The organism is Pseudomonas sp. OVF7 (assembly GCF_030644265.1).
Lineage (GTDB): Bacteria > Pseudomonadota > Gammaproteobacteria > Pseudomonadales > Pseudomonadaceae > Aquipseudomonas > Aquipseudomonas gorinensis.
Genome location: NZ_CP128996.1, coordinates 3,332,057 through 3,356,407, shown reverse-complemented (window position 1 = coordinate 3,356,407; position 24,351 = coordinate 3,332,057). Strand labels below are relative to the sequence as shown.

Sequence of the window (24,351 nt, the reverse complement as noted above, 5' to 3'; positions counted from 1 at the left end):
TTATGTACAGTATTCTTGAATCACTGAATCGTCAACCCTTACGCGGTCAAAAAAAATGGGAGGGGGCTTGGTCCCGATGGCGGTGGGTCAGTCGACATCTCTACGACTGATCCACCGCCATCGGGGGCAAGCCCCCTCCCACATTTGCCCTGCGGTGTTCTTCCAAGCGTTATTTGGACACAGGCATCGCAAACTCCGCGCCCTGCTCGATGCTTTCCGACCAGCGCTGCATGATCGACTTCTGCTTGGTGTAGAAGCGCACGCCTTCGGTGCCGTAGGCATGCATGTCGCCAAACAGGCTCTTCTTCCAGCCACCAAACCCGTGCCAGGCCATCGGCACCGGGATCGGTACGTTGATGCCGACCATGCCCACTTCGATACGCCGCGCAAACTCGCGGGCAATGTTGCCGTCGCGGGTAAAGCAGCTGACGCCGTTGCCGAACTCGTGGTCGTTGACCAGCTTCACCGCCTCGGCAAAGTCATTCACGCGCACACAGGCCAGCACCGGGCCGAAGATTTCTTCGCGGTAGATGCTCATCTCTTTGGTCACGTGGTCGAACAAGGTCGCGCCGAGCCAGAAGCCGTTTTCCAGGCCCGCTTCGGTAGGCACATAGTCACGCCCGTCGAGCAGCAGTTGCGCGCCGGCCTGCACGCCTTGTTCGATGTAGCCGCTGATGCGCTCCAGGGCGGCGCGCGAGACGATCGGGCCCATTTCGGCCTTGAGGTCGCGGCCGTCGGTGATGCGCAGTTGCTTGGCTCGTTCGGTCAGGGCGGCGATGACTTTGTCGCCCACATCGCCCACCAGCACCGCGACGGAGATGGCCATGCAGCGTTCGCCAGCACTGCCGTAGGCGGCGCCCATCAGCGCGTCGACGGTTTTCTCGATATCCGCGTCGGGCATTACCACCATGTGGTTCTTCGCGCCGCCCAGGCCCTGGACGCGCTTGCCGTTGCGCGCGCCGGTTTCGTAGATGTATTGGGCGATCGGCGTGGAGCCGACAAAGCTCACGGCCTTGACGTCCGGGTGTGCGATCAGCGCGTCCACCGCTTCCTTGTCGCCCTGCACCACGTTGAATACACCTTTGGGCAGGCCGGCTTCATGCAGCAGCTCGGCCATGAACAGCGAGGCGCTCGGGTCGGTCGGGCTTGGCTTGAGGATGAAGGTGTTGCCCGCCGCGATGGCGATCGGGTACATCCACATCGGCACCATCACCGGGAAGTTGAACGGTGTGACGCCGGCGACCACGCCCAGGGGCTGGCGCATCGTCCAATTGTCCATGCCACGGGAAACCTGGTCGGAGTGTTCGCCCTTGAGCAGGTTGGGAATGCCACAGGCGAATTCGAGGATGTCGATACCACGGTCGACTTCGCCCTGGGCATCGGTGAAGACCTTGCCGTGTTCAGCAACGATGATGCGCGCCAGGTCGTCCTTGCGCTCACGCAGCAGGTGCAGGTATTCGAACAATACGCGGGCGCGGCGGATCGGTGGGGTGTCAGCCCAACGGGTGAACGCGGCTTGCGCGGCGGCGACGGCCTCATCGACCGTCTGCCGGCTGGCCAGGGCGACGCGGCCGGTCACTTCGCCGGTGGCCGGGTTGTAGACGTCCTGATAGCGATCATCGCGGCTGACGCGCTGGTCGTTGATGTAGTGCTCGATTGTTGTAGTCATGGCAGTAGATCCCAGGTGGGTTGCGTTGGGACACACGATAGGCTTTCGGTTTGTTCCAAACCAGAGCAGAATCCAGAACTGATTGTCCTCATAGGCGAACAATAACCCCATGGAAAAATCCGAGATCGAAGGGCTGTGGACCCACATTCACTGGCTCTCAGTGCTGGAGGAACACGGCACCTACACCGCTGCGGCCGCGCGCCTGGGGGTGAGTAAATCCGCGGTCAGCCAGCGTATTTCCGACCTGGAGAAAGCCACCGGCACACGCCTGGTGACGCGCACCACGCGCAGCGTGCGGTTGACCGATGCCGGGTTGTCGTTGACCCGTGAAGTGCGCGGTGCCTATGAGCAAATCGCCCGCAGCTTCTCGTCCGTGCGCGATTCCGCCGGCGAGATTCGTGGCCTGGTGCGCTTGACCGCCCCCGTGGCATTCGCCCGGCAACAGCTGGTGCCGCACCTGTCGGAGTTCCTCCAGCACTACCCGCAGGTGCGTATCCAGCTGGACGTGTCGGACGCCTTGAGCTCGCTGGCCGCCGAAGGCTACGACCTGGCGGTGCGCCACGGTTTCCAGGTACCGGAAACCCATGTGGCCTGGAAGCTGTGCGACACCACCTCAGTGCTGGTTGCCAGCCGTGACTACCTGCAACGCCACGGTGAACCGCGCGCGCCCGCCGACCTCAGCGCACACAACTGCCTCTATTACCCGCGCGGCACCGACCAACCGGCCTGGACCTTCGAGCGCGGCAGCAGGAAAGTCGAACGGGTCACCGTGCCCATCGCCGGCAGCTTCTCCACCAACAACAGCGAAGCCTTGCGCGACGCGGCGCTCAACCACCTGGGCATCGCCCTGCTCCCGGACTTCAGCGCCCACGCCGCCCTGGCCGGCGGCAAACTGGTGCAGGTGCTCAAGGACTGGACGCTCAAGGGCGCGTTTGCCGATGAGATCTACCTGATTCGGCCCTACTCGCCCCATGTACCCAAGTCGGTGAGTGCGCTGGTGGGTTACCTCAAGGAAAAACTCTCTAGCGGCTTTCGTTTCCTCGGTTAGCGCACGCCGGCTCAGTGGCCTCTTGATCGCATCCGTGCGCACCCCGCAGCATTGCGGGCAACGCTGCACACAACGGGTTTAAAGGCCAATAACGCAGGTCCCTTTAGTTGCTGGACGCTCCCGAAACAATTCCACGGCGTGAGCACACCCACATTAAACGGAATCATTCTCGACAAATACAACGTGGAACAACGCTATATAGCGAACGGCAATAATTCATCCCCGAAAACAACACGCTTCGCGCACTTGAACATCAATGACTCATTCAAGACAAACACGTTTGACGGGTTATTGGCGTCATTCAAAACACTATGCAACTCGTTGTATTCAATCAATAAATACCATCACATAAAACCCGTCTCGACCTGCTTTCAGTCGCGCTTTAAAACGCTGTCGCCCGACAAACTTGCAAAAAAACCACAACCGACTAAGTTCATCCATACCATGAAGGCAATCAGCCATTGCCCGTATAAACAGCCATCCAGGCGAGGAATTTTATTGCTCTGAAAACCGACCAGACGCAGCGTTAACACAAGACACGGAATTTAAGTCTTAACACTCAAAAGGGATGCTTTGATGAAGCGCAGCCGGTGGTATCGTGCGTTCTCGAAAAAGGGGCCAGTTGAACATTTCTGGCTGTCATTGCTGTGCTTTTCGGGGCTGGTCATCGCCAGCTTCCTGTTGTTCGAGCAACAGATCCAAGACGTCCTGATACACCTCAACCTCTATCAGCCGACGACCCCCACGCAAACATTCAACCTGGCGCTGCTGCTGATTGCCCTGCTCGCGCTGGACGTGGTGCTGCCCGTACCGTCGAGCCTGGTGGCGCTGCTGGCGGTGGCGATGCTGGGCAGCCTGGGCGGTTACCTGGTGATTTTCATTGGCCTGTGCCTCGGTGCCGGGTTGGGGTACGCCCTGGGGGCCGGGTATTTTCGCCTGCTGTCAGGCCGCCTGGGCCTGCATCAGCGCCAACCGGGGCAGTTGGCGTATCGCTTGGGCACACTCTCGCTGATTTGCCTGCGTGGCGTACCGGTACTGGCGGAAACCTCGGTGGTGGCCGCCGGCATGCAGCGCTATCCGCTGCGGGCATTTACAGTCATCACCACCCTGGCCAACGCGGGCCTGGCCCTGGCCTACACGGCTATCGGTACATTCCTGATCGAGCAAAACGCGCTGCTGGTGACGATCCTCGCCAGCATGGTGCTGCCGGTGGTGTTTGTGGCGGGCTACAGCCTGTTCAAGGCCACGCGCAAGCCGCACGTCGAGCAAGCGCTGCACGGGCGCTTCGAAGTCCGTTATGACTACCCGGTGGTGTTCACCGACCACCTGTTCGCCCCGCTCAACCCTTGCCTGCATCGCCAACTCACCGCCCAGCACAGCGGCCCGGTGACGGTACTGGTGTTCGCCGATGAACAACTGTTGCTCAGCACACCGCACCTGCTGGAAGAGATCGACAGCTACTTTGCCGCGTATCCCGACTTGCATCTGCAGGCGGCACCGATTGCGCTGCCGGCCGGTGAACTGAGCAAGCACGCGCAGGTACTGGAACGGCTGTACAGCGACATGCTGCAACACGGCCTGGACCGGCATTGCTACGTGCTGGCCCTGGGCGGCGGTGCGGTGCTGGATGCAGTGGGCTACGCCTGCGCCACCTTCCATCGTGGCATTCGCCTGATCCGTATCCCGAGCACCGTGCTGGCGCAGAACGATGCCGGTATCGGCGTGAAGAACGGCATCAATGCCTTCGGCCAGAAGAACCTGTTGGGCGCCTTCTACCCCGCCACGGCGGTGCTCAATGACTTTCAACTGCTGACCAGCCTCACCCGCCGCGACCAGATCGCCGGGCTGGCCGAGGCGGTGAAGGTGGCGTTGATCAAGGACCGGGCTTTTTTCGAATGGATGGAACAGCACGCCGACGCCCTCGCCCATTTCGATCACGCTGCCAGCCGCTACGCCATTCGCCGCTGCGCCGAACTGCACCTGCACCACATCACCGGGGCCGGCGACCCCTTCGAACGCGGTAACGGCCGGCCCCTGGATTACGGGCACTGGGCCGCGCACAAACTGGAAAACCTTAGCCATCACCGCCTGCGCCATGGCGAGGCGGTGGCGGTGGGCATGGCCCTGGATGGGGTGTACGCCAATGCCCTGGGGCTGCTGGGCGATGCCGACATCGAACGGATCATGCAGTTGTTGCTCACGCTCGGTTTCAACCTGTGCCCACCGGAGCTGGCCTTGCGGGACGCGCAAGGTCGCTCGCCGGTATTGCTCGGGCTGGAGGAATTCCGTCAGCACCTGGGCGGGCAACTGTCGATCCCGATGCTCTGCCGCATCGGTGAGTCGGTGGACCTGCACGAAATCGACAACGCGAAGATGGAAGCTGCCCTGCAACGCCTGCTGAGTCGCAGCGATGCCGCGCTGCCGCTGGGTGAGGGCTACGCACAATGAGCCCGATGAAAACCTGGATGACCCTTGGCCGCGTCTCCAACCTGCCCACGGTGTGGACCAACACCCTGGCCGCCGCCCTGCTCGCCAGCAGTGCCGGCGCCCTGGCGCCGCCGTCATGGCTGGTGTGGGGGCTGCTGTTGATCACCCTGTCGCTGCTGTACCTGGTGGGCATGCTGCTCAATGACCTGCTCGATGCCGACTGGGACCGGCAACACCACAACCCGCGCCCGATCACCCTGGGCCTGGCCAGCCGCCAGCAAGTCGGCGTGGCAACCGCACTGTTGCTGAGCCTGGCCGCTGCCGCGGTGCTGGGCCTGAGCCGCTTGATCGATGAGCCGCATTGGTTGCTCGGCGGCGTACTGCTACTGGTGGGCTGCATCTTCGGCTACAACCTGCTGCACAAGAAGTACGCCCACAGCGTGTGGCTGATGGGGGCCTGTCGCTCGGCGCTGTACCTCACCGCCGCCGCCAGCCTGGCGGTGCCACCGGAACCGATCTGGCTCTGCGCGATCCTGCTCGGCGTGTACATCAGCGGCCTCACCTACCTGGCACGCCAGGAACACCGCAACCAGCTGATCAGCCGCCTGCCGTTGCTGCTGATGCTCAGCCCGCTGGCCCTGGCGATCTACTCCAACAACCTGTGGTTCTGGCCGGTGCTGCTGTTGTGGCTAGGTTGGTTGGGCTGGCACTACCACCAGCACCTGGCCAACCCGCGACAGCGCCAGGTTCGCGCGTTTATCGGTGCCGGCCTGGCCGCCCTGCCGTTGTTCGATGCACTGGTACTGGCCGTGGCCGACCAGCCGGTTGGCAGCCTGTTATGTGTGCTGGTGTTTTTCCTGCTGCCCCACTTTCAACGCTGGATCAAGCCGACATGAACATGCGCCAGGATTGCCTCACCGAACATCGCCAAAACTTGAGCCAGCAGCTGGATAACACCGAGCAACAGTGGTGGCAGCAGGCGCAGCAACGGCTTGTGCAACAGCCGGACGCCGACACGGCCGCACTGTTGAGCGGCCAGTGCAAGCGCCAGTTGAAAGCCCCCGTGGTCGCGCTGGCGCGGGCCTTGCTGTTGGCCCAGGTGCTGGAGACCTGCCCGGCTGCCGAGCGATTGGCACTGCTGCGCCAGCTGTTCCTGTGGGGCGACGACCTGGAAAAAATCGCCTTGCTCAACGCTCTCGACTGGCTCGACAGCGACGGGCAGTGCCTGGCGCTGGCACTGCAGGCCGGGCGCACCAGCAACCCCCAGGTGTTTGCCGCCCTCGCCCTCGACTCCGCCTACCCGTCGCGTCACTACCCGGAGCACGCCTTTCACCAACTGGTGCTCAAAGCCCTCGGCATGGGCCTGGACATCACGCGCCTGGTCGGCCTGGCGCAGCGCCACAGCGTCAGCCTCAACCAGCTGGCCCTCGACCTGCTGGACGAACAGCTCGCCGCCGGGCGCAGCGTGTCCCCCGGCCTGCCCCGGGTGATCGCCTTCAACCTGCTCAGCCCGGCACAACTGCAACGCCTGCGCGGCCTGTGCCTGCCGCCGGAATGGCACACGTACCTGAATTGACGCCCAGTGCCGCCCCTTTTCCCTTGACGAGGATCCACCATGCTCAAGTATTTCGACCCGCACATTCATATGGTCAGCCGCACCACCGACGACTACCAGAACATGGCCGCCGCCGGGATCACCGGGGTGATCGAGCCGGCCTTCTGGCAGGGCCAGGCGCGCACCAGTGTCGGCAGTTTCGTCGACTACTTCGACACCCTGCTGGGCTGGGAGCGCTTTCGCGCGAGCATGTTCGGCATCCACCATTTCTGCACCATCGGCCTGAACCCCAAGGAGGCCAATGACCTATCGATCGCCAATGAAGTGCTGGGGATTTTGCCGCGCTACCTGGTCAAGGACGGCGTAGTGGCCGTCGGCGAAATCGGCTATGACGACATCACCCCCGAAGAGGATCGCTTTCTCGCCGCGCAACTGGAACTGGCCAAGCAATTCAACCTGCCGGTACTGGTGCATACGCCGCACCGCGACAAGATCGGCGGCACTAAACGCACCCTGGCGGTGATCCGTGAGGTGGGGATTGCCGAGCACCTGGTCATCATTGACCACCTCAACGAGCTGACCTTGCCGCTGGTACTGGACAGCGACTGTTGGCGCGGGCACTCCATCTACCCCAACACCAAGATGTCCGAGCAGCGCATGGTCGCCCTGCTCCAGGAATACGGCACCGAAAAAATGGTGGTCAACAGCGCTGCCGACTGGGGCATCAGCGACCCGCTGAAAGTGCCCAAGACCGGCGAAGCGATGCTGGCGGCCGGGTTCACCCAGGCCCAGGTCGAACAGGTGCTGTTCCATAACCCGGTGGACTTCTTTGCCCAAAGCGGGCAACTGGACAAGGCCCTCGTCAGCACCCCGCTGCCCATCGACCAGCGCAAGCAATGGCAGGAAAACTCGGCCCTGCGCGGCCAGGACCCGGTGATCAAATGAACGCCGTCAGCGGCTGGACAGCCCCCCAGGTCGGCTACTGCAGCAACGTCCACCCCACCCGTGACCTCGCCGGGCTGCGGGCCTCGATCGCGCGGCACTTCCAGGGCGTGCGGCGCTTGCGCGGGCTCGACGAACAGGACAGCGGCTTGTGGATTTGCGCGCGCGCGGCGGCCGAACTGCAACAGGCGTCGGCGCGTGAGTCGTTCCTGCAATTGCTGCAACACAGCGGCCTGCGCCTGACCTCGCTGAACGGCTTCCCCTATGGCGAATTCCATCAGGGCGCGGTGAAAGCCGAGGTGTACCTGCCCGACTGGGCCGACCCACAACGCCTGGCGTACAGCCTGGACCTGGCGCGAATCCTCGCCCAGGCCTTGCCAGCCGATTGCGCGCAGGGGGTGATTTCCACGGTGCCCCTGGGCTACGCCGCCACTTGGACCCCAGCACGGCAGGCACGCGCCGATGCGCACCTCAGCCAACTCACCCGCGCACTCGCCGCGCTGCATCGGCAAACCGGCAAGAAAATCCTGTTCTGCCTGGAAATGGAACCGGACTGCGTGCTGGAAAACACCGCGCAGGCCATCGCCTTCTTCCAGCAACGGCAAACCTTCGACCCACACCATGAGTACCTGGCGCTGTGTTTTGATGTATGCCACCAGGCCGTGATGTTCGAAGACTGTTATGAGTCGTTGACGCGGCTGCACCAGGCGCGGGTGCCGGTGGGCAAGATCCAGCTGTCCAACGCGATGATTTGCCGCTTGCCGCCTCAAGGCGATCAGCGCCGCGACCACGTGCTCAAGACCCTGGGGCATTTTGCCGAGGCGACCTACCTGCATCAGGTCAAGGCACTCGATGCGCAAGGTCGCCTGGTTGCCTGGGCCGACTTGCCCGCGGCCCTCAGTGACTGCGCGCAGTTCACGGAGCTGCGCATTCATTTCCACATCCCGCTGTTCAGTGAACACCTGCTGTTGCCGGAGCTGACGGGCAGCCAGGTCGCCCTGGCGCAGACCTTCGACTACCTGGCGGGCCATGTGGACTGTCGGCCGGTGCTGGAAGTCGAGACCTACAGCTGGGGCGTGTTGCCCGCCCAACTGCGCCCGGCCACCGAGCCGGCGCAACTGGAGGGCATCGCCGCTGAACTGCGCTGGGTCGAAGACCAACTGCGCCAGCGCAACCTGTTGCACGCTGCGGTCCGGGAGGCCTACGCCCATGCCCTCTGAGCAACCGTTGCTGTTGATCAATGTGGTGGGCTTGACGCCCTCGTTGTTGGGCGAAGCCACGCCGCAGATCAATGCCCTGCTCAAGACTGCCAAGCTGGCCCACCTGCAACCGGTGTTCCCGGCGGTGACGTCGACGGTACAGGCGTCGATCCTGACCGGGGCACCGCCGTCGCAACACGGTATCGTCGGCAATGGCTGGTACTTTCGCGACCAGGCCGAAGTGCGCTTCTGGCTGCAACCCAATGCGCTGGTCCAGGGCGAAAAGGTCTGGCACACGCTCAAGCGCGAGTTCCCGGCTTTTCGCTGCAGCCAATTGTTCTGGTGGTACAACATGTACGCCGACGTGGACGCCGCCATCACCCCGCGCCCGCATTACCCGGCGGACGGGCGTAAACAGTTCGGCCTGTACTCGTCACCGCCCGGGCTGCATGAACAGATCGAACAGCAGATTGGCGAGTTCCCGTTTCCCGGGTTCTGGGGCCCGGCGGCCGGCATCGCGTCGAGCCGCTGGATCGTCGATTGCGCCATTGCCGAGTTCCAGATCAACCGTCCCCACCTGCAATTGGTCTACCTGCCCCATCTCGACTACAGCTTGCAGCGCCTGGGCCCGGATCACCCGTCGATCGTCGACGAAGTGCGGGCCATCGACCGTGAAGTCGGCCGGCTGCTGGCCTTCGCCAAGGTGCAGGGCGCCGCGGTGATGCTGCTGTCGGAATATGGCATCGAGGCCGTCGAGCAATCGGTGTCGATCAACCGTGTATTGCGCACCGAAGGCTGGTTGCAGGTGCGCCAATCCCTGAGCTGGGAGCTGCTCGACCCCGGCGCCAGCGCGGCCTTCGCGGTGGCTGATCATCAGGTTGCGCATGTCTACGTCAAGCAGGCACAGGACATCCCTCGGGTCAAAGCCCTGTTGCAGCGCCAGCCCGGCATCGAGCAGGTGCTGGACAAAGCCGAGCAACGCGCCTGGCAACTGGATCACCCGCGCAGCGGCGAGCTGGTGGCCGTGGCCGCCGCCGGCAGCTGGTTTGATTACTACTACTGGTTCGACGACCGCAAGGCCCCCGACTTTGCCCGCACCGTGGACATCCATCGCAAGCCTGGCTACGACCCGGTCGAGCTGTTTATCGACCCGGCGATTCGGTTCCCCATGCTGAAAGTGGCGCGCCGCCTGCTGCAAAAAAAGCTCGGATTTCGCTACTACATGGACCTGATCCCGCTGGACACCTCCCTGGTCCGCGGCAGCCACGGGCGCCTGCCGACCAGCGTGCAGACCGGCCCCCTGCTGATCACCAATTGTGATCTGCCGATACCGCAGCAGCTTGCGGCGACGGCAGTGAAGCAACTGCTCCTGGAACACTTCCTGGGGCGCCCACACACCGAACTGGCCATTGCCAAGGAGCTTTCATGCGGCGAGCCTTCTCTATAACGGTCCTCAGTGCATTGGCCGGGTTGGCCCAGGCACAGGACACCAACCCCTTCGATTGCAGCAACTTCCTGCAATTTGGAGGCAACCTCGACAAGACCCGGGCGGCCTTTGTGCAAAGCCCGGACACCCTGGCCTGGAACTGGTTTGCCTGCCTGAACCAGCCCGCCAGCGCGCAGAGCCCCGACCGGGTCTGGGAAACCCTGAAACCCTCGGACCAGGTGTACCTGGCCAACGGCGCCCCGCCCCAGCCGTACAACCAAAATACGCCGCCGCCAGACGCCGTGCTGCAACAGGCCAAGGCGCTGGGCATGAACCTCAGTCGCACCTTTCACAACCTCAATGCCACGCAGCAGGTGGACGGGCTGATCCTGGAAATGGGCGGCCAGGTCCCCAAGGACCAGCAAGGCCAGGCGGTGCGCTTCCAGCTGTTGATGGGCGCGGACACGTTCGACTACATCGTGCAGCAGAAGGTCTACAACGTGAACGGCCAAGCCGCCTTGACCAGCGATCTCAACTTCCCCGCCACCGCCTGGGAACTGAAAGCCGCGTGGCTGTGGATCGGCAACAACCCCAGCTACCAGCAGCAACTGGCCAACGATGGCTACTACATCGCCCAGGCCTACTACCAGCAAGGTGAACAGTACCAGGTGGGCTATGCCGCCTTGAGCGGCTTGCATGTGATCAACAAGCTGAACCCCGACTGGGTCTGGACCACCTTCGAAAACCGCCACAACAGCCAGTACACCGTGACCAATGCGGTGCCGCCCACGCCGATGACCAACAGCACCGGGCCGACACCGGCGGCACAGCCGGTCAACACGCTCTTCCAGGCCCAGTACGCCGAACTGGCGCAGTACGAGTTGATTGGCGTGCAGTCCAACACCACGCCCACCCTGCTCGCCAATTCCCAGCTGGAGTCGGCCTTCCAGAGCCAATCGTCGTGTTTCGCCTGCCACGCTACAGCCGCGTACTCGGCGAAACAGGGCTACTTCAATTTCGCCCTCAAGGAACAGGGCGGCATCGTGTACCCCACCGCCCTACTGCCGGCCACCGACTTTGTCGGTTACCACAAACTGGACTTTGTCTGGTCGCTCAAACGCGCCCAGTGGCAACGCTAAGGAGCCTGACATGAGCGTATTGAATTTCCCGCGTATCTACCTGGGCGGCCATCTGTTCTGGAACCCGCCGACCGCTAACAACAACGACATGTACCCGCTCTACGATGCGGTGAAGATGCAGATGAACTGGCGGTTCCTGGACAGCTTCAACGTCACCCCGCAGAACGCCGCCAGCACCTTGCTGCCGTGGACGATCGCGCCACTGCCACACAGCCAGATCCCCGGCTATGTCCTGCAAGTACCGGGCAACGCCTCGCAGTTGACCACGCCGATGATCCCCGGCGAATGGAACCTATTCGGGGACAACGCCTGCGGCACCGTGAGCTACAACCAGATCCAGTCCGTGGTCACCGGCGGCGAGTTGCCCACCGGGGGGTATGTGAGCCAGGACCCGCTGATCAACCAGAGCTTCCAATTGCTCGGCAACCCGTTTGGCAGCAACGCGCCCACACCGGCGCGCTTTGTCGACGTGAGCCCCTGGCAGAACACCTTCACTGCGCTGTACTTCGACAAACTGGTGCTGGGCACCGGCCAATGTGGCCTGACGCTCAAGCGCGAGCACCGCATGCTCGACCGCTTCCTGAACTTCAACTGGGCCAACCTTGGCGGGCTGAGCTACGTCACCACCACCTGGCAGACCTGTTTCCCGAAAGAGAACCTGGCCTGGGTCATCGGCAACTCGGCCTTGCTGCAAAACCTGCAGGCGCAGATGGAACAACAAAAAGCCAAAGGTTTGATGTTTCGCTTTTCCACCTACCTGACGTGCTACGACAGGAACGGTATTTTCAATAACTACCCGCCCATCGACACCCACTCCTCCAGCCCCGAAGCCCTGGCCAAGGTGACGGCGATGTATCAACAAGGGCTGGATAACGTCGGCGATATTTTCTTCAACCCGGCCTACAGCCGCACGGTCGGCACCCTGGGCCTGTGGCTGGACGGTGAATTCCCCACCGCCCCGGCCGGTCGGCGCCTGATCCCGGCCAACCCGGTGCCGATCACCTCGCCCACGCAAACCACCTCGGCCAAACTCGGCGTGATCTCGGCGCAGGCCCATGGCGATACGTTGTCGCTGGACCTGGGCAACGCCTTTCCGTTCTACCCGGTCGACAAGACCGCGCCCATCCCGGTGGCGGCCAAGTTCCAGGCCGGCAACTACCAGATCGGTATCCGGCAGGGCGAGCAATTCAGCCCGTTGGCCAGCTTCGGCTATGACGATTACCAGCAGGCGGCGTTCGACCAACGTGCGGGTATCCTCGACCTGCCCCTCACCGCCCAGGCCCAGGCGCAGCTGCAAACCGGCACGCTGGAACTGCAACTGCAAGGCGCCACCACGCCCCCCGCCGCCACCCAGCAAATGTGGACAGCCGAAGTGGTGCAGAGCGCCAGCTTCATCGACGTGGGCGACACCAAGACATTGCAGATCATGGTGCAATACGATGGCCTGCCAGCGCCGGCCGGGACCGTGTTGTGGGTGGCGGAGTACAGCAATGCCTACATGCTGTGCACCACCGATTACTACCTGGCGTTCAGCAACGCGGCCGACTTCACGCTGTTCAACAACGACCCGCAAAACCCGATCAAGAACAGCGCCAACCTCCCGCAATTCAACGGCACGTCGACACTGCTCGCCGAAGTCACCGAGGGCACCGGTCGCCAGCTCATGGCCACGCGGATCGTCGAATCAGACGATCAAACGGTGCCGGTGACCTACCAGCAATTCCTGCCGACACCCGCCTCGGTCGCCCTCAGCCCGTGCCTGTCGTTCGCCAACCCGATCCCCCGGCAAGGCACGTTGCAAGACCCGCTCAGCAACACGGTGCAGTACAGCGTGACCCAGATCCAGACCGACGCCAACGGCATTGCCAACCTGACGGTCACCGCCCAGGCCCCTGGCTTTCCGACCCTGCGTTTCTTTGTGCAGGAAGGCCAGCAGGCGCCGGTGATCCCGTTCAGTTTCCCGCTCAACCAGGCCTTCACCGACTTCCTCGCGCCACTGCGCGTGTTGCCGCTGGAGCCGCAGATGCAGCAGGACTTTGTCGACGCATGGAACCAGGTCTACCAGCGTGAAGACGCCGGCCAACTGATCTGGGAGAGCTTTATCTACCCCTTCATCCTGCAACCGTTCTATTACCTGTACCCGATCATGAGCAAGTACATGCCGCTCAATTCCCTGACGCGCATCGAAGGTGCCGTCGACCAGCTGATTGTGTTGATCAGCAAGGAGTACCAGGAGGAAAGCACCCTGGCGATGCCCATCACCCGCGACATGCCGCAAAGCCGGCGCGCCGTGCTGGAGCTGTGGGCGCAGGCCCTGGTGAAGCGCAATTACCCACCCGTCCCGCTCAGTATGAGCGACTACTCGTAAGCCTCGGACAGGACCACCGGGTGACGCACCTGTCACCCGGACTTCAAAGGAGTGTCATATGAACACCAGCCTCTTGAGTCGACTGTTTCTGCTCCTGCTGCTGCTCAGCCCCGCGGCGTTTGGCGGGCAAGACAGCGGCGCAGAGTAACGGGCATAAGGCGCAGTGGAACCAGCTGATGCAGCGCAAACCCTGACCCCCAAGGAAGGATCACCATGAAAAGCCTCGTTTGTTGTGCCGTGATAGTCATCGGCCTGGCCAGCCCGCCGGCGCTGGCCAGGGAAACGCCTGCGGCGTCGGCGCTGGCCACCCCACTCAACTGCCAGCCGCCCAGCAGTGCACCGGTCGCCACCGCCAGCCAGGACCAGTTCGATCAATACAGCTGGCAGATGTTCATCGCGTTGAACTGGCCGGCCCAGGACGGCCAACGCGGCACGCCCAATTGCAGTCAACAGCCCGGCGATGCGGGCTATACCGTGTGGCAGACCTACAAGACCGTCGAGGAAATTTTCTTGCCGAATGCGGCCGACCCTGGCCCATGGAACACCCCGCTGGCGGCCAGAACCCTGGGCATCATCAACATTGCCGCGTTGAAAAACACGCGACAGGAGACCTTCATTGACCAGGCCGTCGGCGGCTGGCTGATCGACCAGGCCGGCAACCCGACCTACTACGACATCGCGGCCAACGAGACCTCCTACAACTACATCGTCGCCAACCGCTTCTACAACGCCGATGTGGTGTCCAAGGCCAACAACATCCAGTTCCCCAACGGGGTCATCGAGATCAAATCCAGCTGGCGCATCCTGACGCCCAGTGACAATGCCAGCCGCTACCTGACCCAACTGGCGCAGGTTGCCACGTTCAACGAGCAGGGCCAGCGCATCGGTACCCAGCAGGCGTACCTGGGGCTGGTGGGCCTGCACATCATCACCAAGCCGGCCGGCTACCCGCAGTGGGTCTGGTCGACCTTCGAGCAGATCGACAACGTGCCGTCCAATGCGACCACCAGCCCGCCCTACAGCTACTTCAACCCCAGCGCCGCCCACGTCAACCAGTCGCCCTGCACCTGGCAGCCCCAGGGCGCCCAACTGGTCTGCGTACCGCTACCGGGCACCACGTTCCAGACACCCGACCCGCTGAGCCGGTTCACCCCGATTGCCGCGCTGACCGACGACGTCAACAAACGCTACCGCGCCGAGCCGGGCCTGCAAAACAGCGTGCTCAAGTACTACCAACTGATCACCACCCAGCGCCCGCTGCGGCCGAACGACCCGAGCAACCCCTTGGGCACGCCAACGCCCGCGCTGTCGGCCAACGTGACCATGGAAAGCTACATCCAGCCCAACAGCAGTTGCATGACGTGCCACTCCATGGCCACACCGGCCAAGAGCCTGTTCACCTCCGATTTCTCTTACCTGTTCAAATTCGCCAATGCCCCGGGTACCCGCCCGTCCAAGGAAAAGGAATAGACCATGAGTATTCTGAATGGACCTCGCCTGAATTTCTGGGGCGGCATCAGCACGGATGTCAGCGTGTCGAACAACACCCCATGCCTGCCCCAAGGCACGGAACACAGCTGGCCGGTGTTTGACCTGGCCACCTCGACCCTGGCGCCGCAAGCCGAGGCTTTCAGCGACGACCAGTTGAACGACATGCTCAATACCCCCGGCGGAACACGCTACACCCTCGGCGGCTGGAACCACTACGGGCAGCACCTGGTGGAAACCCAGGACGCCTTGATCAGCTCCCAAGGCAGCCCGGGCAGCATCAGCACCACCGGCGACCTGGTGGGCCAGGCGGTCTACCTGCTCGGTTCGGTAGACCCGGTGACCGGCCAGGGCCCCCACTCCGGGCCGATGATGGTGGACCTGGACCCGACGGCGTCCACCACCACCCAGATCTTCGTCGGTGGCCTGCAGATCGGCGCCAGCGACAACGTCCAATTGCTGATCCACTGCGATACCGTGTGCAGCAGTTTCGACGTGCAGGGCCGCGTGCTGCTGCCGGGCACCATGGACGCACCGGGCTCGTTCCACGCCAGTGGCACGTTCCAGCTGACCTTCCCGCTGAGCAGTATCGTCAGCTGGAACACCAGCAGCCCTGGCCTGCAATCGATCATCCAGGCACCGGGCGCGACGGGCATCGTGCTGCGTTTCGTGATGTTCGAGATGTGCCCCTTGATGACCACCGAACAACTGAACGCCGATTACGCCTTGGGCCAATACACGCCCAACCCCAGTATTGGCCGGGTCATCGGCACCCTGGCCCCGGCATTCGCCGACGAGCCGCTGACCTGCCAGCCGGGGCGGCAGTTGGTCAACCAGTGCACGTCCAATGCAGCCTATGCCGAGTTGGCCAGCAATGGCCTGCTGAGCCTGGACATGGTGAACGTCATCCCCAAGGAAACCTTCCGGGCGGTCAGGGACGACATCACCAGCGCGATCGGGCCGAACGCCAATTACGGCACCGTCAGTATCAGCGCCGGCACCACCCTGCTGACCACCCTCGACCCCACCAGCAGCCCGTTGGTCGACTACTACGTGTATGGCGGTATCGTCGACGTGCCCCTGAGCCCCAGCCAACAACAGGCGACCCAGGTCTCGCCCTTGTCCATCACCGCACCGGGCACGGTGGCCGGGACCACGCTGAACGCGATCGAATCGACCTACCGGGTGTACGGTGATCAGCGCAATGTCTACCTGGAGGACTATCCCGATGGCCTGTCGATCACCTTGCAGGTCCGCTATCTGGGCGGCCCGGTGCCCGACACCACCGATATCGGCCTGACGGTCACGCCTCCGGCGCTCTACACCGACCCGCAAAACTACGACTTCCTCGATGTCCCCACCACGCTGACGGTGAAGGCCGGGCAACTGGCTGTCAGCGTACCGGTCAGCGTCAAGCCCGGCACCGCGGCCCAGGCGGGTTTCGCCGCCTTGACCTGCACCGCCAATGGCCTTGACAGCAGCGGCTACTTCACCAATTTCCGCAAGTACGCCCAGACCGACTTCGGCATTCCCAAGGGCACAACCATTACCTGGGAACTCATGTACCCAAATGTCCTGCGCTTTCACTACCTGGCCTTCCCGGCCATGTCGCGCTATGTGGCATTGAACCAACCGGATGCGGTGATGGGCGCCAAGAACGCGATCCTCGCCCGCACCGCCGACACCTACAAAGGCACCACGTTGTTCATGCCGGTGGTGCGCTCGATGTCGCCCTGCCAACGCGCCCTGTTGCGCGCCTATCTCACCGGCGAACCGTGGCAGCCACCCCAATAGGAGAGCGATCCCATGACCTGGCATATCCCCGCCCACCCCGACGAAACCCTGCGCCCCAGCACACTGATCGCCGAGGGGCTGCTCAACCCGCGCGGCGTCTGCCTGCGGGCCGATGGCAGCCTGTTACTGGCCGAGGCCGGTTCGGGCCTGGCGGACCAACCCTTCAGCGGGCGTATCAGCCTGCTGCAACCAGACCCGCAACGACCCGGCGCCTACCTGCCCGGTGAATGCCTTGCCCAAGGGTTTCGCGCGATGAACATGCAGGCACGCATGCTGCGCGATGAAATCATGGGCCTGTCAGACATCGCCTGCGGTGACGGGCACTGCATGGCCAGCCAGACCGACTATGTCAGTGGCTCCAAGTTGCTGGACCTGCAATACAGCCCGCCCGAACCGGTGTTCCACAGCCGTGGCAACCTGAATGCGCTGTGCTGGCACCCAACCCGACGCAGTTGGCTGGCGGTCAAGCCCGATACCAACCAACTGGTGGAGTTCAGCGACGGCCAGGACGAGCAGGTGCGGGTGCAACTGCCCGAACTGGAACAAGGCCAGGAGGCCGTACCGGTGACCCTGGTCTACGAACCGCAGACCGACGCGGTGCTGATCAGCCTGTTCTCCGGTGAATTGCGGGGCGACCCGGCGCGCCAGGGCATCGACTTTGCCGACAAGGCCGGCCAGGTGATTCGGGTACACCCGGCCAGCGGTCGGATCGAGGTGCTGATTGACGGGCTGCAACTGCCCACCGGGTTGGCGTGGTGCCCGGACGGCAACCTGCTGGTGCTGGAATTGTGCAGCCACCTGCAACAACCCTTGCCGCCGGACTGGAACGGTGCCGTCCTGCACGGCGGCTTTACCCGCTTCAGCGGGCGGCTGTTGAGCTGCAACCTGGACACCGGGCAAGTCGCCGTACTGGCACGCGGGCTGGATACGCCGTCCAACCTGTGCCGGGTCCAGGATGCGGTGGTGATCAGTGAAGGCATGGGGCTGACGGGGCGGCCGATACCGGCGCCGGATAACAGCGTAGTGGCACTGAGCGGCCGGCTGCGGCGAGTGCAACTGGCCTGACAGCTTTTTTTCACCGGGATATTGCTCCGCATAACTAAAAGTCCATAATGGACAAAATAGTTTAATGCGGAGCAAACCCATGTCCAGCACGCCTTATGTGATCAACCCGGCACAGGCCCGCGAGTTACTCGCTCAAGTCGATGTACCGCAGATCCTGCGCAAGTTGTTTCACGACCTCGCCGCCGGGCAGGCGGTGCAGCCCGCACAGCAACAGGTGGAGTTTCCCCAGGGCGCCGGCGACTTTATCAACTACCTGGGCGTGCTGGCCGAAGACGGGGTGTACGGGGTCAAGACCTCGCCCTACATCGTGCGCGAGCAAGGGCCGCTGGTGACCGCATGGACGCTGTTGATGTCGATGCACACCGGCCAACCGTTGCTGCTGTGTGATGCCGGTGAGTTGACCACCGCTCGCACCGCCGCCACCACGGCCCTGGCGGTGGAGGCACTGGCGCCATTGGCGGTACGGCGCCTGGCGATCATCGGCAGCGGCAAGGTCGCCCAGGCGCACCTGCGCTACGTGCAGAACCTGCGCGACTGGCAGCACATCAGCCTGTTTTCGCCAAGCCTGGCCAACGCCTCCCCCACGACCCTCGCGCAGCTCGGCAGCCTCGATCCGCGCCTGGTCATCGCCAGCAGTTGCGCAGCCGCGGTGGAGGATGCCGACGTGATCCTGCTCTGCACCTCATCGGCCGGCCCGGTGCTCGACCCGGCGCGCTTGAGCAAACCGGCACTGATCACCTCGATCAGCACCAACGCCCCTCGCGCCCATGAAGTACCGCCCCACGCCCTTAACGACATGCAGGTATTCTGCGACTACCGCCAGACCACACCCGGCGCGGCGGGCGACATGCTGATCGCCAGCGAACAGCACGGCTGGGACGCCAGCGCCGTCATGGGCGACCTGCCCGAGCTGCTGACGGAAATGGCGCAGCGCCCGAACAATGACCGCCACGTATTCTTCCGCTCTATCGGGTTGGGCCTGGAAGACATCGCCCTGGCCAATGCGCTCTATCAGTTGCAGCGCTGACCCCACCTATCAGGAGACGAGCATGAGTCACGCAGACTTCATCATCATCGGTGGCGGCATCGCCGGCGCTTCCACGGGTTTCTGGCTGGCGCCCCACGGCAAAGTGCTGGTGCTGGAACGTGAATCGCACCCCGCCTATCACTCCACCGGGCGTTCGGCGGCGCTCTACACCGCCGCCTACGGCACCCCGCAAGTGCGGGCGCTGACCCTGGCCAGCCGTGAGTTTTTCGACAATCCGCCCGCCGGGTTCTGCGAGCACCCGCTGCTGACGCCACGGGGCGAGATGACGGTGGACTTCATCGGCGACCCGACCGAGTTGAACCGCCAATACCTCAGCGCCAAGGCCACCGTGCCGCAGGTCGAACAGCTGAGTGCCGACCAAGCCTGCGCGCGGCTGCCGATCCTGCGTCGCGAGAAAGTCCACGGGGCGATCTATGACCCGACCGCCAGCGATATCGACACCGACGCCCTGCACCAGGGCTACCTGCGCGGTATCCGCCGCCACCAGGGCGAGGTGCGAACCGACCACCACGTGCTGGGCCTGAGCCGTGACGCCGACGGCCTGTGGCACGTACAAACCCAACAGGAAACCTTCACCGCGCCAATTATCATCAACGCCGCCGGGGCCTGGGCCGACCATATCGGCGGGTTGGCCGGTGCGGCTTCCATCGGCCTGCAACCCAAGCGCCGTTCAGCGTTTATCTTCGCCGGCCCCGAGGGCGTGGACAGCCACGCCTGGCCGATGCTGGTTGCGCTCGACGAAGCCTTCTACATGAAACCCGACGCCGGCATGTTCCTCGGCTCACCGGCCAACGCCGACCCGGTGGAACCCCAGGACATCCAGCCCGAAGAGCTGGACATCGCCATGGGGATCTACCAGATCGAAGAGGCCACCACCCTGACCATCCGACGCCCGACCCGCACCTGGGCCGGCCTGCGCAGTTTTGTGCACGACGGTGACTTGCTGTCCGGCTTCGATCCTCGGGTGCCCGGCCTGTTCTGGGTCGCGGCGCAAGGCGGTTATGGCATCCAGACCTCGCCCGCCATGGGCCAGGCCAGCGCGGCCCTGGTGCGCGGCGCGGCGTTGCCGGAGCCACTGGCGCGGTTCGGCCTGGACGCTGGTATGCTCTCCCCCGAGCGCCTGGAGCCCCATTGATGAACACCGCTGAACAAGACAAGGTCCTGCAGAACTTCCGTGCGATCGCCGATGCGATCGCCACGCTGTTCTTTCCCCATGCCGAGGCCGTGCTGCACGACTTGCGCACGCAAAAGGTCGACTACATCGCCAACAACCTGTCGAAACGCGCCATCGGCGACGACTCGGCGCTGGAAGACATGCTGTCCGACGATGTGCGCGAAGTGAATATCGGTCCCTACGAAAAGCTCAACTGGGACGGCCAGAAAATTCGCAGCCTGAGCACCGTGCTGCACGACCACAAAGGTCGCCCGCTGGCGGTGCTGTGCATCAACCTGAATATCTCGCTGTTCGAAAATGCCAAGGCCGCGCTCGACCTGTTCCTGTCACCGAGCAAGCTGATCCCGCAACCGGATTCGCTGTTTCGCGATGACTGGCAGGAACGCATCAACACCTTCCTGCATGCGTGGATGCGCGAACGCCAATTGAGCCTGAACCTGCTGACCCGAGATCATAAGCGCGAGCTGGTACTGGCGCTGCATGCCGAAGGCGCCTTCAAGGGCAAGAGCGCCTCGAACTATGTGGCCAATGTATTGGGGATGGGGCGGGCGACGGTCTACAAGCACTTGAAGGAACTCAAGGGCTGAACGCCCGGAAAATAGCGCTGGTGTGGTGATCGGGCTGGCTTGCTGTGGAGCGGGCTTACTGTGGCGAGCGGGCTTGTCCCGCGTTGGGCTGCGTAGCAGCCCTAAAATCAGCCTCTACAGGGTGTCTGATATACCGCGTTTTTCTTGTCTGGGGCTGCTTCGCAGCCCAACGCGGGACAAGCCCGCTCGCCACAGTAAGCTCGCTGGCCACAGGGAGATTGGTCAGGGGCTGAGAAGTTGTGTAGATGCCTATGGTTATCGGGAGCAAGCTTGCTCCCGCATTTTACCCGCCTATGACGCTCAATCGCCGTAGATATCCGACTTGAAATAGTGCTGGGAAATCTTCTGGTACTCGCCACTGGCACGAATGCCATCGATGGCCGCATTCAACTCGCTGACCAACGCAGTATTGCCCTTGCGCACTGCGATCCCGGCACCCTCGCCCACGTATTTCGGGTCCTTGAGCTCCGGGCCGACAAAGGCGTAGCCCTGGCCGCGCGGCATGGACAGAAAGTCGCTCAGGGGGATGGTGTCGGCAAAGATCGCGTCCAGGCGCCCTGCCGCCAGGTCCATGTAGATTTCTTCATTATTGCCGTAGCGCTTGACGTTGATGCCCTGCGGTTCAAACACCTCGGTGGCATAACGATCGGTGGTGGTGGCGCGTTGCACGCCGACCGTCTTGCCCTTGAGGCTGGCGTACTGGTCATCCACCACCGCGCCCTGCTTCATCACCAGGCGCGATGAGGTGAAGTAATACTTGTGGCTGAAATCCACCGACTTCTTACGGTCCTCGTTGATGGTCATGGACGACAAGGCCATGTCGATCTTCTTCACTTTCAGCGACGGAATCAGCCCGTCGAACTCGCCTTCAACCCACACGCACTTGGCTTTCATCTGCGCGCACAGCGCATTGCCGATGTCGTAGTCGAACCCGACGATCTTGCCGTCCTCGGTCTTCGAGGCAAACGGCGGGTAAGCCGCCTCGATGCCAATGCGCAGGGTTTTCTCGGCGCCCAGCACATGGCTGGAAGCGAGCAGGCTCAGGGCCAGGGCGGTGATAAGGGAGCGCTTCTTCATGATCGTGTTCTCGCAAGTTGTTGTTGGTTTGGCAAGAGTGAAGAAAAGGTGACGCCGGCGAGCATTTTTTGTACTTATAATTCCATAATGGACTTTTGTGTATTTCGCGTCAATCCACACGCGAACACTTCATCGCCATCCATTTCCAGGCATCACACGACCGCCCTCGCGCCCATGACAAGGTCGCGAAGCATCGCAGGGGCAGGCAAAAAATCATCAGTGAAAAAAGCGCGGTGCGCTCTTTCGGGGCGCAGTGCAGGGGCCTGACAGGCATCAGGAAAACAGGCGTGCTTTATAACGGTGCATCAGTATGTGCGTGGCGCATACCCTATTCTCAAACGTCATGACTCTGTATTTTGGCGCGTGGTAGTCTCGCTGGTTTATGAATAGGCATTGATCGTACTTCGACGATGACCAGCACCAGGATAGATCATGCCAAAAATGTCCCACTCCGCTCTTCGTCGTAATTTCCGTGAACTGCTTGGCGCACAAAAATGCGTGGAGACAGCATCTGTTTTCGATCCGATGTCCGCGCGAATCGCGGCGGACCTGGGTTTCGAAGTCGGTATCCTCGGCGGCTCCGTCGCCTCGTTGCAGGTACTCGCAGCGCCCGACTTTGCGTTGATCACCCTGAGCGAATTCGTCGAACAGGCCACCCGCATCGGCCGTGTCGCCCAGTTACCGTTCATCGCAGACGCCGACCACGGCTACGGCAACGCCTTGAACGTGATGCGCACCGTCGAAGAATTGGAACGTGCCGGCGTCGCGGCGTTGACCATTGAAGACACCCTGCTGCCGGCGCAATTCGGGCGCAAATCGACCGACCTGATTTCCGTCGAGGAAGGTATCGGCAAGGTCAAGGCCGCCCTCGAAGCCCGGGTCGACCCCGAGCTGTCGATCATCGCGCGAACCAACGCCGGCGTGCTACCCACCGAAGCCGTGATTGAACGTACCAAGGCCTACGAAAAAGCCGGTGCCGACGGCATCTGCATGGTGGGTATCAGCGACTTCGAGCACCTGGAGAAAATCGCGGAAAACCTCACGGTACCGTTGATGCTGGTGACCTATGGCAACCCCAAGCTCAATGATGCCGAGCGCCTGGCCCGCTTGGGTGTGCGCGTGATCGTGGCCGGCCATGGCGCCTACTTTGCGTCGATCAAGGCGACCTACGACAGCCTGCGGGCCCAGCGTCAGCTGACCCACAGCACCTCGAACCTGAGCGCCACGGAGCTGACGCATACCTACACCCTGCCGGAAAGCTATGTGGCATGGGCCAAGGAATTCATGGACGTCAAAGAGTAACCAGCGGCGGGCCGCCGGCAGGCAACTCCGGGCCGTGGGGCGCAAGCATGGACATCAGGTATTCGCCAAAGCCGCCACGGCACTTGTAGTCGCGGCGCGCGCTGGTGATCACCGGGTTGGTGGCGGTCCAGGCGATTCGCGCGCCGGTCCGCTCAAGGTCGGCCACAAGCCGCACGTCTTCATGAGTGACCAGGTGTTGAAAGCCACCGGCGTTGCGGTAGGCATCGGCACTCAGGCCCAGGTTTGCACCGTGGATGTGGCGATGGTTTTCGATGAATTGGTACAGCTCCAGGTAGCGCGAGCGCACGCTCTCATCATGCTCGCTCCAACTGTCCACTTCGACGGTGCCACACACCGCGTCAGCGCCACATTCGATCTGGCGCACCAGCCAATCACAGGGCACCCGTGTGTCCGCATCCGTGAAGGCAAGCCATTGCACACCCGCCTCCAGCAAGTGCTCAGCGCCCACGGCCCTGGCCTTGCCGACGTTCTGAAAGCACACCTCGAGCATGCTCGCCCCGCGCGCCGCCACCTGCTCGACCGTGCCGTCCGAGCAGGCGTCCAGCACCACCAGTATCTCAACCCGCTGGCCCCGCAACGCCGGATGCTCACTGGCAAGTCGCACAGAAGCAAGGCACTCGCTGATATGCCGTTCTTCGTTATGGGCAGGTATCACAACCCCTATCATTGACGTTCCCTCACCTGGCGAAGTATCTCCAGCTATCGACCTGTCGCTCAGTGAGAAGGTTTAAATAATCTTGCGCGCAGGGCGTGCCCTAATGCCGTTCAGTTAAGCGTACATCGCCTTCTGTAGGAGCGAGCTTGCTCGCGAAAAACGTCAACGATAACGCGTGTTTCCTGAGTGAACGCGGCGCCTGTGAGTTCTTCGCGAGCAAGCTCGCTCCTACAAAAAAGCCTTAACGAACGGCATTAGGGCGTGCCCGCTCGTTCATCGAATGGTCAGGGATTTTTTTTGAATCTTCTTGAGCACTCAAACTCATTGAGTTCAGGGGCCTCAGGAGGCATCCAATAAACGCAAGGAG

General features: G+C 62.8%; 19 protein-coding genes. 16 read left to right on the top strand and 3 right to left on the bottom strand.

Features of this window, described 5'->3' with window-relative positions; all coding sequences use genetic code 11:
* Window positions 1–169: 169 nt before the first annotated feature.
* Window positions 170–1,669 carry a CoA-acylating methylmalonate-semialdehyde dehydrogenase gene (locus tag QU606_RS15440; RefSeq protein WP_024074728.1) on the bottom strand — a complete coding sequence of 500 codons (1,500 nt, stop codon included), beginning with the start codon at window positions 1,667–1,669 and terminating at the stop codon, window positions 170–172.
* A gap of 109 nt (window positions 1,670–1,778) precedes the next feature.
* On the opposite strand from QU606_RS15440, the gene QU606_RS15435 reads away from it, so the two are divergent.
* The 15 genes from QU606_RS15435 to QU606_RS15365 all read left to right on the top strand — a co-directional run bounded on the left by QU606_RS15435 (window position 1,779) and on the right by QU606_RS15365 (window position 20,929).
* Window positions 1,779–2,717, top strand: a complete 939-nt coding sequence (locus QU606_RS15435) for a LysR family transcriptional regulator (RefSeq protein ID WP_024074727.1) — start codon at window positions 1,779–1,781, stop codon at window positions 2,715–2,717.
* A gap of 576 nt (window positions 2,718–3,293) precedes the next feature.
* On the top strand, window positions 3,294–5,165 hold the full coding sequence (locus QU606_RS15430) for a 3-dehydroquinate synthase (protein ID WP_304998537.1): 1,872 nt from the start codon (window positions 3,294–3,296) through the stop codon (window positions 5,163–5,165).
* 5 nt (window positions 5,166–5,170) lie between these two features.
* Window positions 5,171–6,040, top strand: a complete 870-nt coding sequence (locus QU606_RS15425) for a UbiA family prenyltransferase (RefSeq protein ID WP_304998623.1) — start codon at window positions 5,171–5,173, stop codon at window positions 6,038–6,040.
* The gene (locus QU606_RS15420; RefSeq protein WP_193690471.1) at window positions 6,037–6,720 is read left to right on the top strand and encodes an EboA domain-containing protein; all 684 of its coding nucleotides are present in this window, start codon (window positions 6,037–6,039) and stop codon (window positions 6,718–6,720) included. The genes QU606_RS15425 and QU606_RS15420 overlap by 4 nt, the downstream gene beginning before the upstream one ends.
* A gap of 39 nt (window positions 6,721–6,759) precedes the next feature.
* Entirely contained in the window at window positions 6,760–7,644 is an 885-nt protein-coding gene (locus QU606_RS15415; protein ID WP_024074723.1) for a TatD family hydrolase, read from the top strand.
* Window positions 7,641–8,861, top strand: coding sequence for a metabolite traffic protein EboE (gene eboE / locus QU606_RS15410; RefSeq protein ID WP_304998536.1), 1,221 nt, complete (start codon window positions 7,641–7,643; stop codon window positions 8,859–8,861). Before QU606_RS15415 ends, eboE begins: the two co-directional genes overlap by 4 nt.
* Window positions 8,851–10,287 carry an alkaline phosphatase family protein gene (locus QU606_RS15405; RefSeq protein WP_069075664.1) on the top strand — a complete coding sequence of 479 codons (1,437 nt, stop codon included), beginning with the start codon at window positions 8,851–8,853 and terminating at the stop codon, window positions 10,285–10,287. Before eboE ends, QU606_RS15405 begins: the two co-directional genes overlap by 11 nt.
* Window positions 10,266–11,405 (top strand): hypothetical protein, encoded by a 1,140-nt coding sequence (locus tag QU606_RS15400; RefSeq protein WP_150095151.1) that lies wholly within the window; start codon window positions 10,266–10,268, stop codon window positions 11,403–11,405. Before QU606_RS15405 ends, QU606_RS15400 begins: the two co-directional genes overlap by 22 nt.
* Before the next feature lie 10 nt (window positions 11,406–11,415).
* Window positions 11,416–13,773 (top strand): hypothetical protein, encoded by a 2,358-nt coding sequence (locus QU606_RS15395; protein ID WP_304998535.1) that lies wholly within the window; start codon window positions 11,416–11,418, stop codon window positions 13,771–13,773.
* A 213-nt stretch (window positions 13,774–13,986) separates the two neighbouring features.
* Window positions 13,987–15,243, top strand: coding sequence for a hypothetical protein (locus tag QU606_RS15390; protein ID WP_150293822.1), 1,257 nt, complete (start codon window positions 13,987–13,989; stop codon window positions 15,241–15,243).
* Between the two features lie 3 nt (window positions 15,244–15,246).
* Window positions 15,247–17,055 carry a hypothetical protein gene (locus QU606_RS15385; protein WP_102624899.1) on the top strand — a complete coding sequence of 603 codons (1,809 nt, stop codon included), beginning with the start codon at window positions 15,247–15,249 and terminating at the stop codon, window positions 17,053–17,055.
* Window positions 17,056–17,067: 12 nt separating this feature from the next.
* Window positions 17,068–18,120: a hypothetical protein gene (locus QU606_RS15380; protein WP_304998534.1), complete on the top strand. Its 1,053-nt coding sequence runs from the start codon at window positions 17,068–17,070 to the stop codon at window positions 18,118–18,120.
* A gap of 79 nt (window positions 18,121–18,199) precedes the next feature.
* Window positions 18,200–19,147, top strand: a complete 948-nt coding sequence (locus tag QU606_RS15375) for an ornithine cyclodeaminase family protein (RefSeq protein WP_069075659.1) — start codon at window positions 18,200–18,202, stop codon at window positions 19,145–19,147.
* A gap of 22 nt (window positions 19,148–19,169) precedes the next feature.
* The gene (locus tag QU606_RS15370; protein ID WP_024074713.1) at window positions 19,170–20,303 is read left to right on the top strand and encodes an FAD-binding oxidoreductase; all 1,134 of its coding nucleotides are present in this window, start codon (window positions 19,170–19,172) and stop codon (window positions 20,301–20,303) included.
* On the top strand, window positions 20,303–20,929 hold the full coding sequence (locus QU606_RS15365; protein ID WP_024074712.1) for a transcriptional regulator: 627 nt from the start codon (window positions 20,303–20,305) through the stop codon (window positions 20,927–20,929). The genes QU606_RS15370 and QU606_RS15365 overlap by 1 nt, the downstream gene beginning before the upstream one ends.
* 300 nt (window positions 20,930–21,229) lie before the next feature.
* On the opposite strand, the gene QU606_RS15360 is transcribed toward QU606_RS15365, so the two are convergent.
* Entirely contained in the window at window positions 21,230–22,006 is a 777-nt protein-coding gene (locus tag QU606_RS15360) for an ABC transporter substrate-binding protein (RefSeq protein WP_069075658.1), read from the bottom strand.
* 432 nt (window positions 22,007–22,438) lie between these two features.
* Between QU606_RS15360 and QU606_RS15355 the strand changes: the two genes are divergently transcribed.
* On the top strand, window positions 22,439–23,308 hold the full coding sequence (locus QU606_RS15355; RefSeq protein WP_024074710.1) for an oxaloacetate decarboxylase: 870 nt from the start codon (window positions 22,439–22,441) through the stop codon (window positions 23,306–23,308).
* Here the strand turns inward: QU606_RS15355 and QU606_RS15350 are convergent.
* Complete coding sequence (locus tag QU606_RS15350; RefSeq protein ID WP_024074709.1) at window positions 23,298–23,996, bottom strand: glycosyltransferase family 2 protein; 699 nt, start codon at window positions 23,994–23,996, stop codon at window positions 23,298–23,300. The genes QU606_RS15355 and QU606_RS15350 overlap by 11 nt on opposite strands.
* Between the last annotated feature and the right edge of the window lie 355 nt (window positions 23,997–24,351).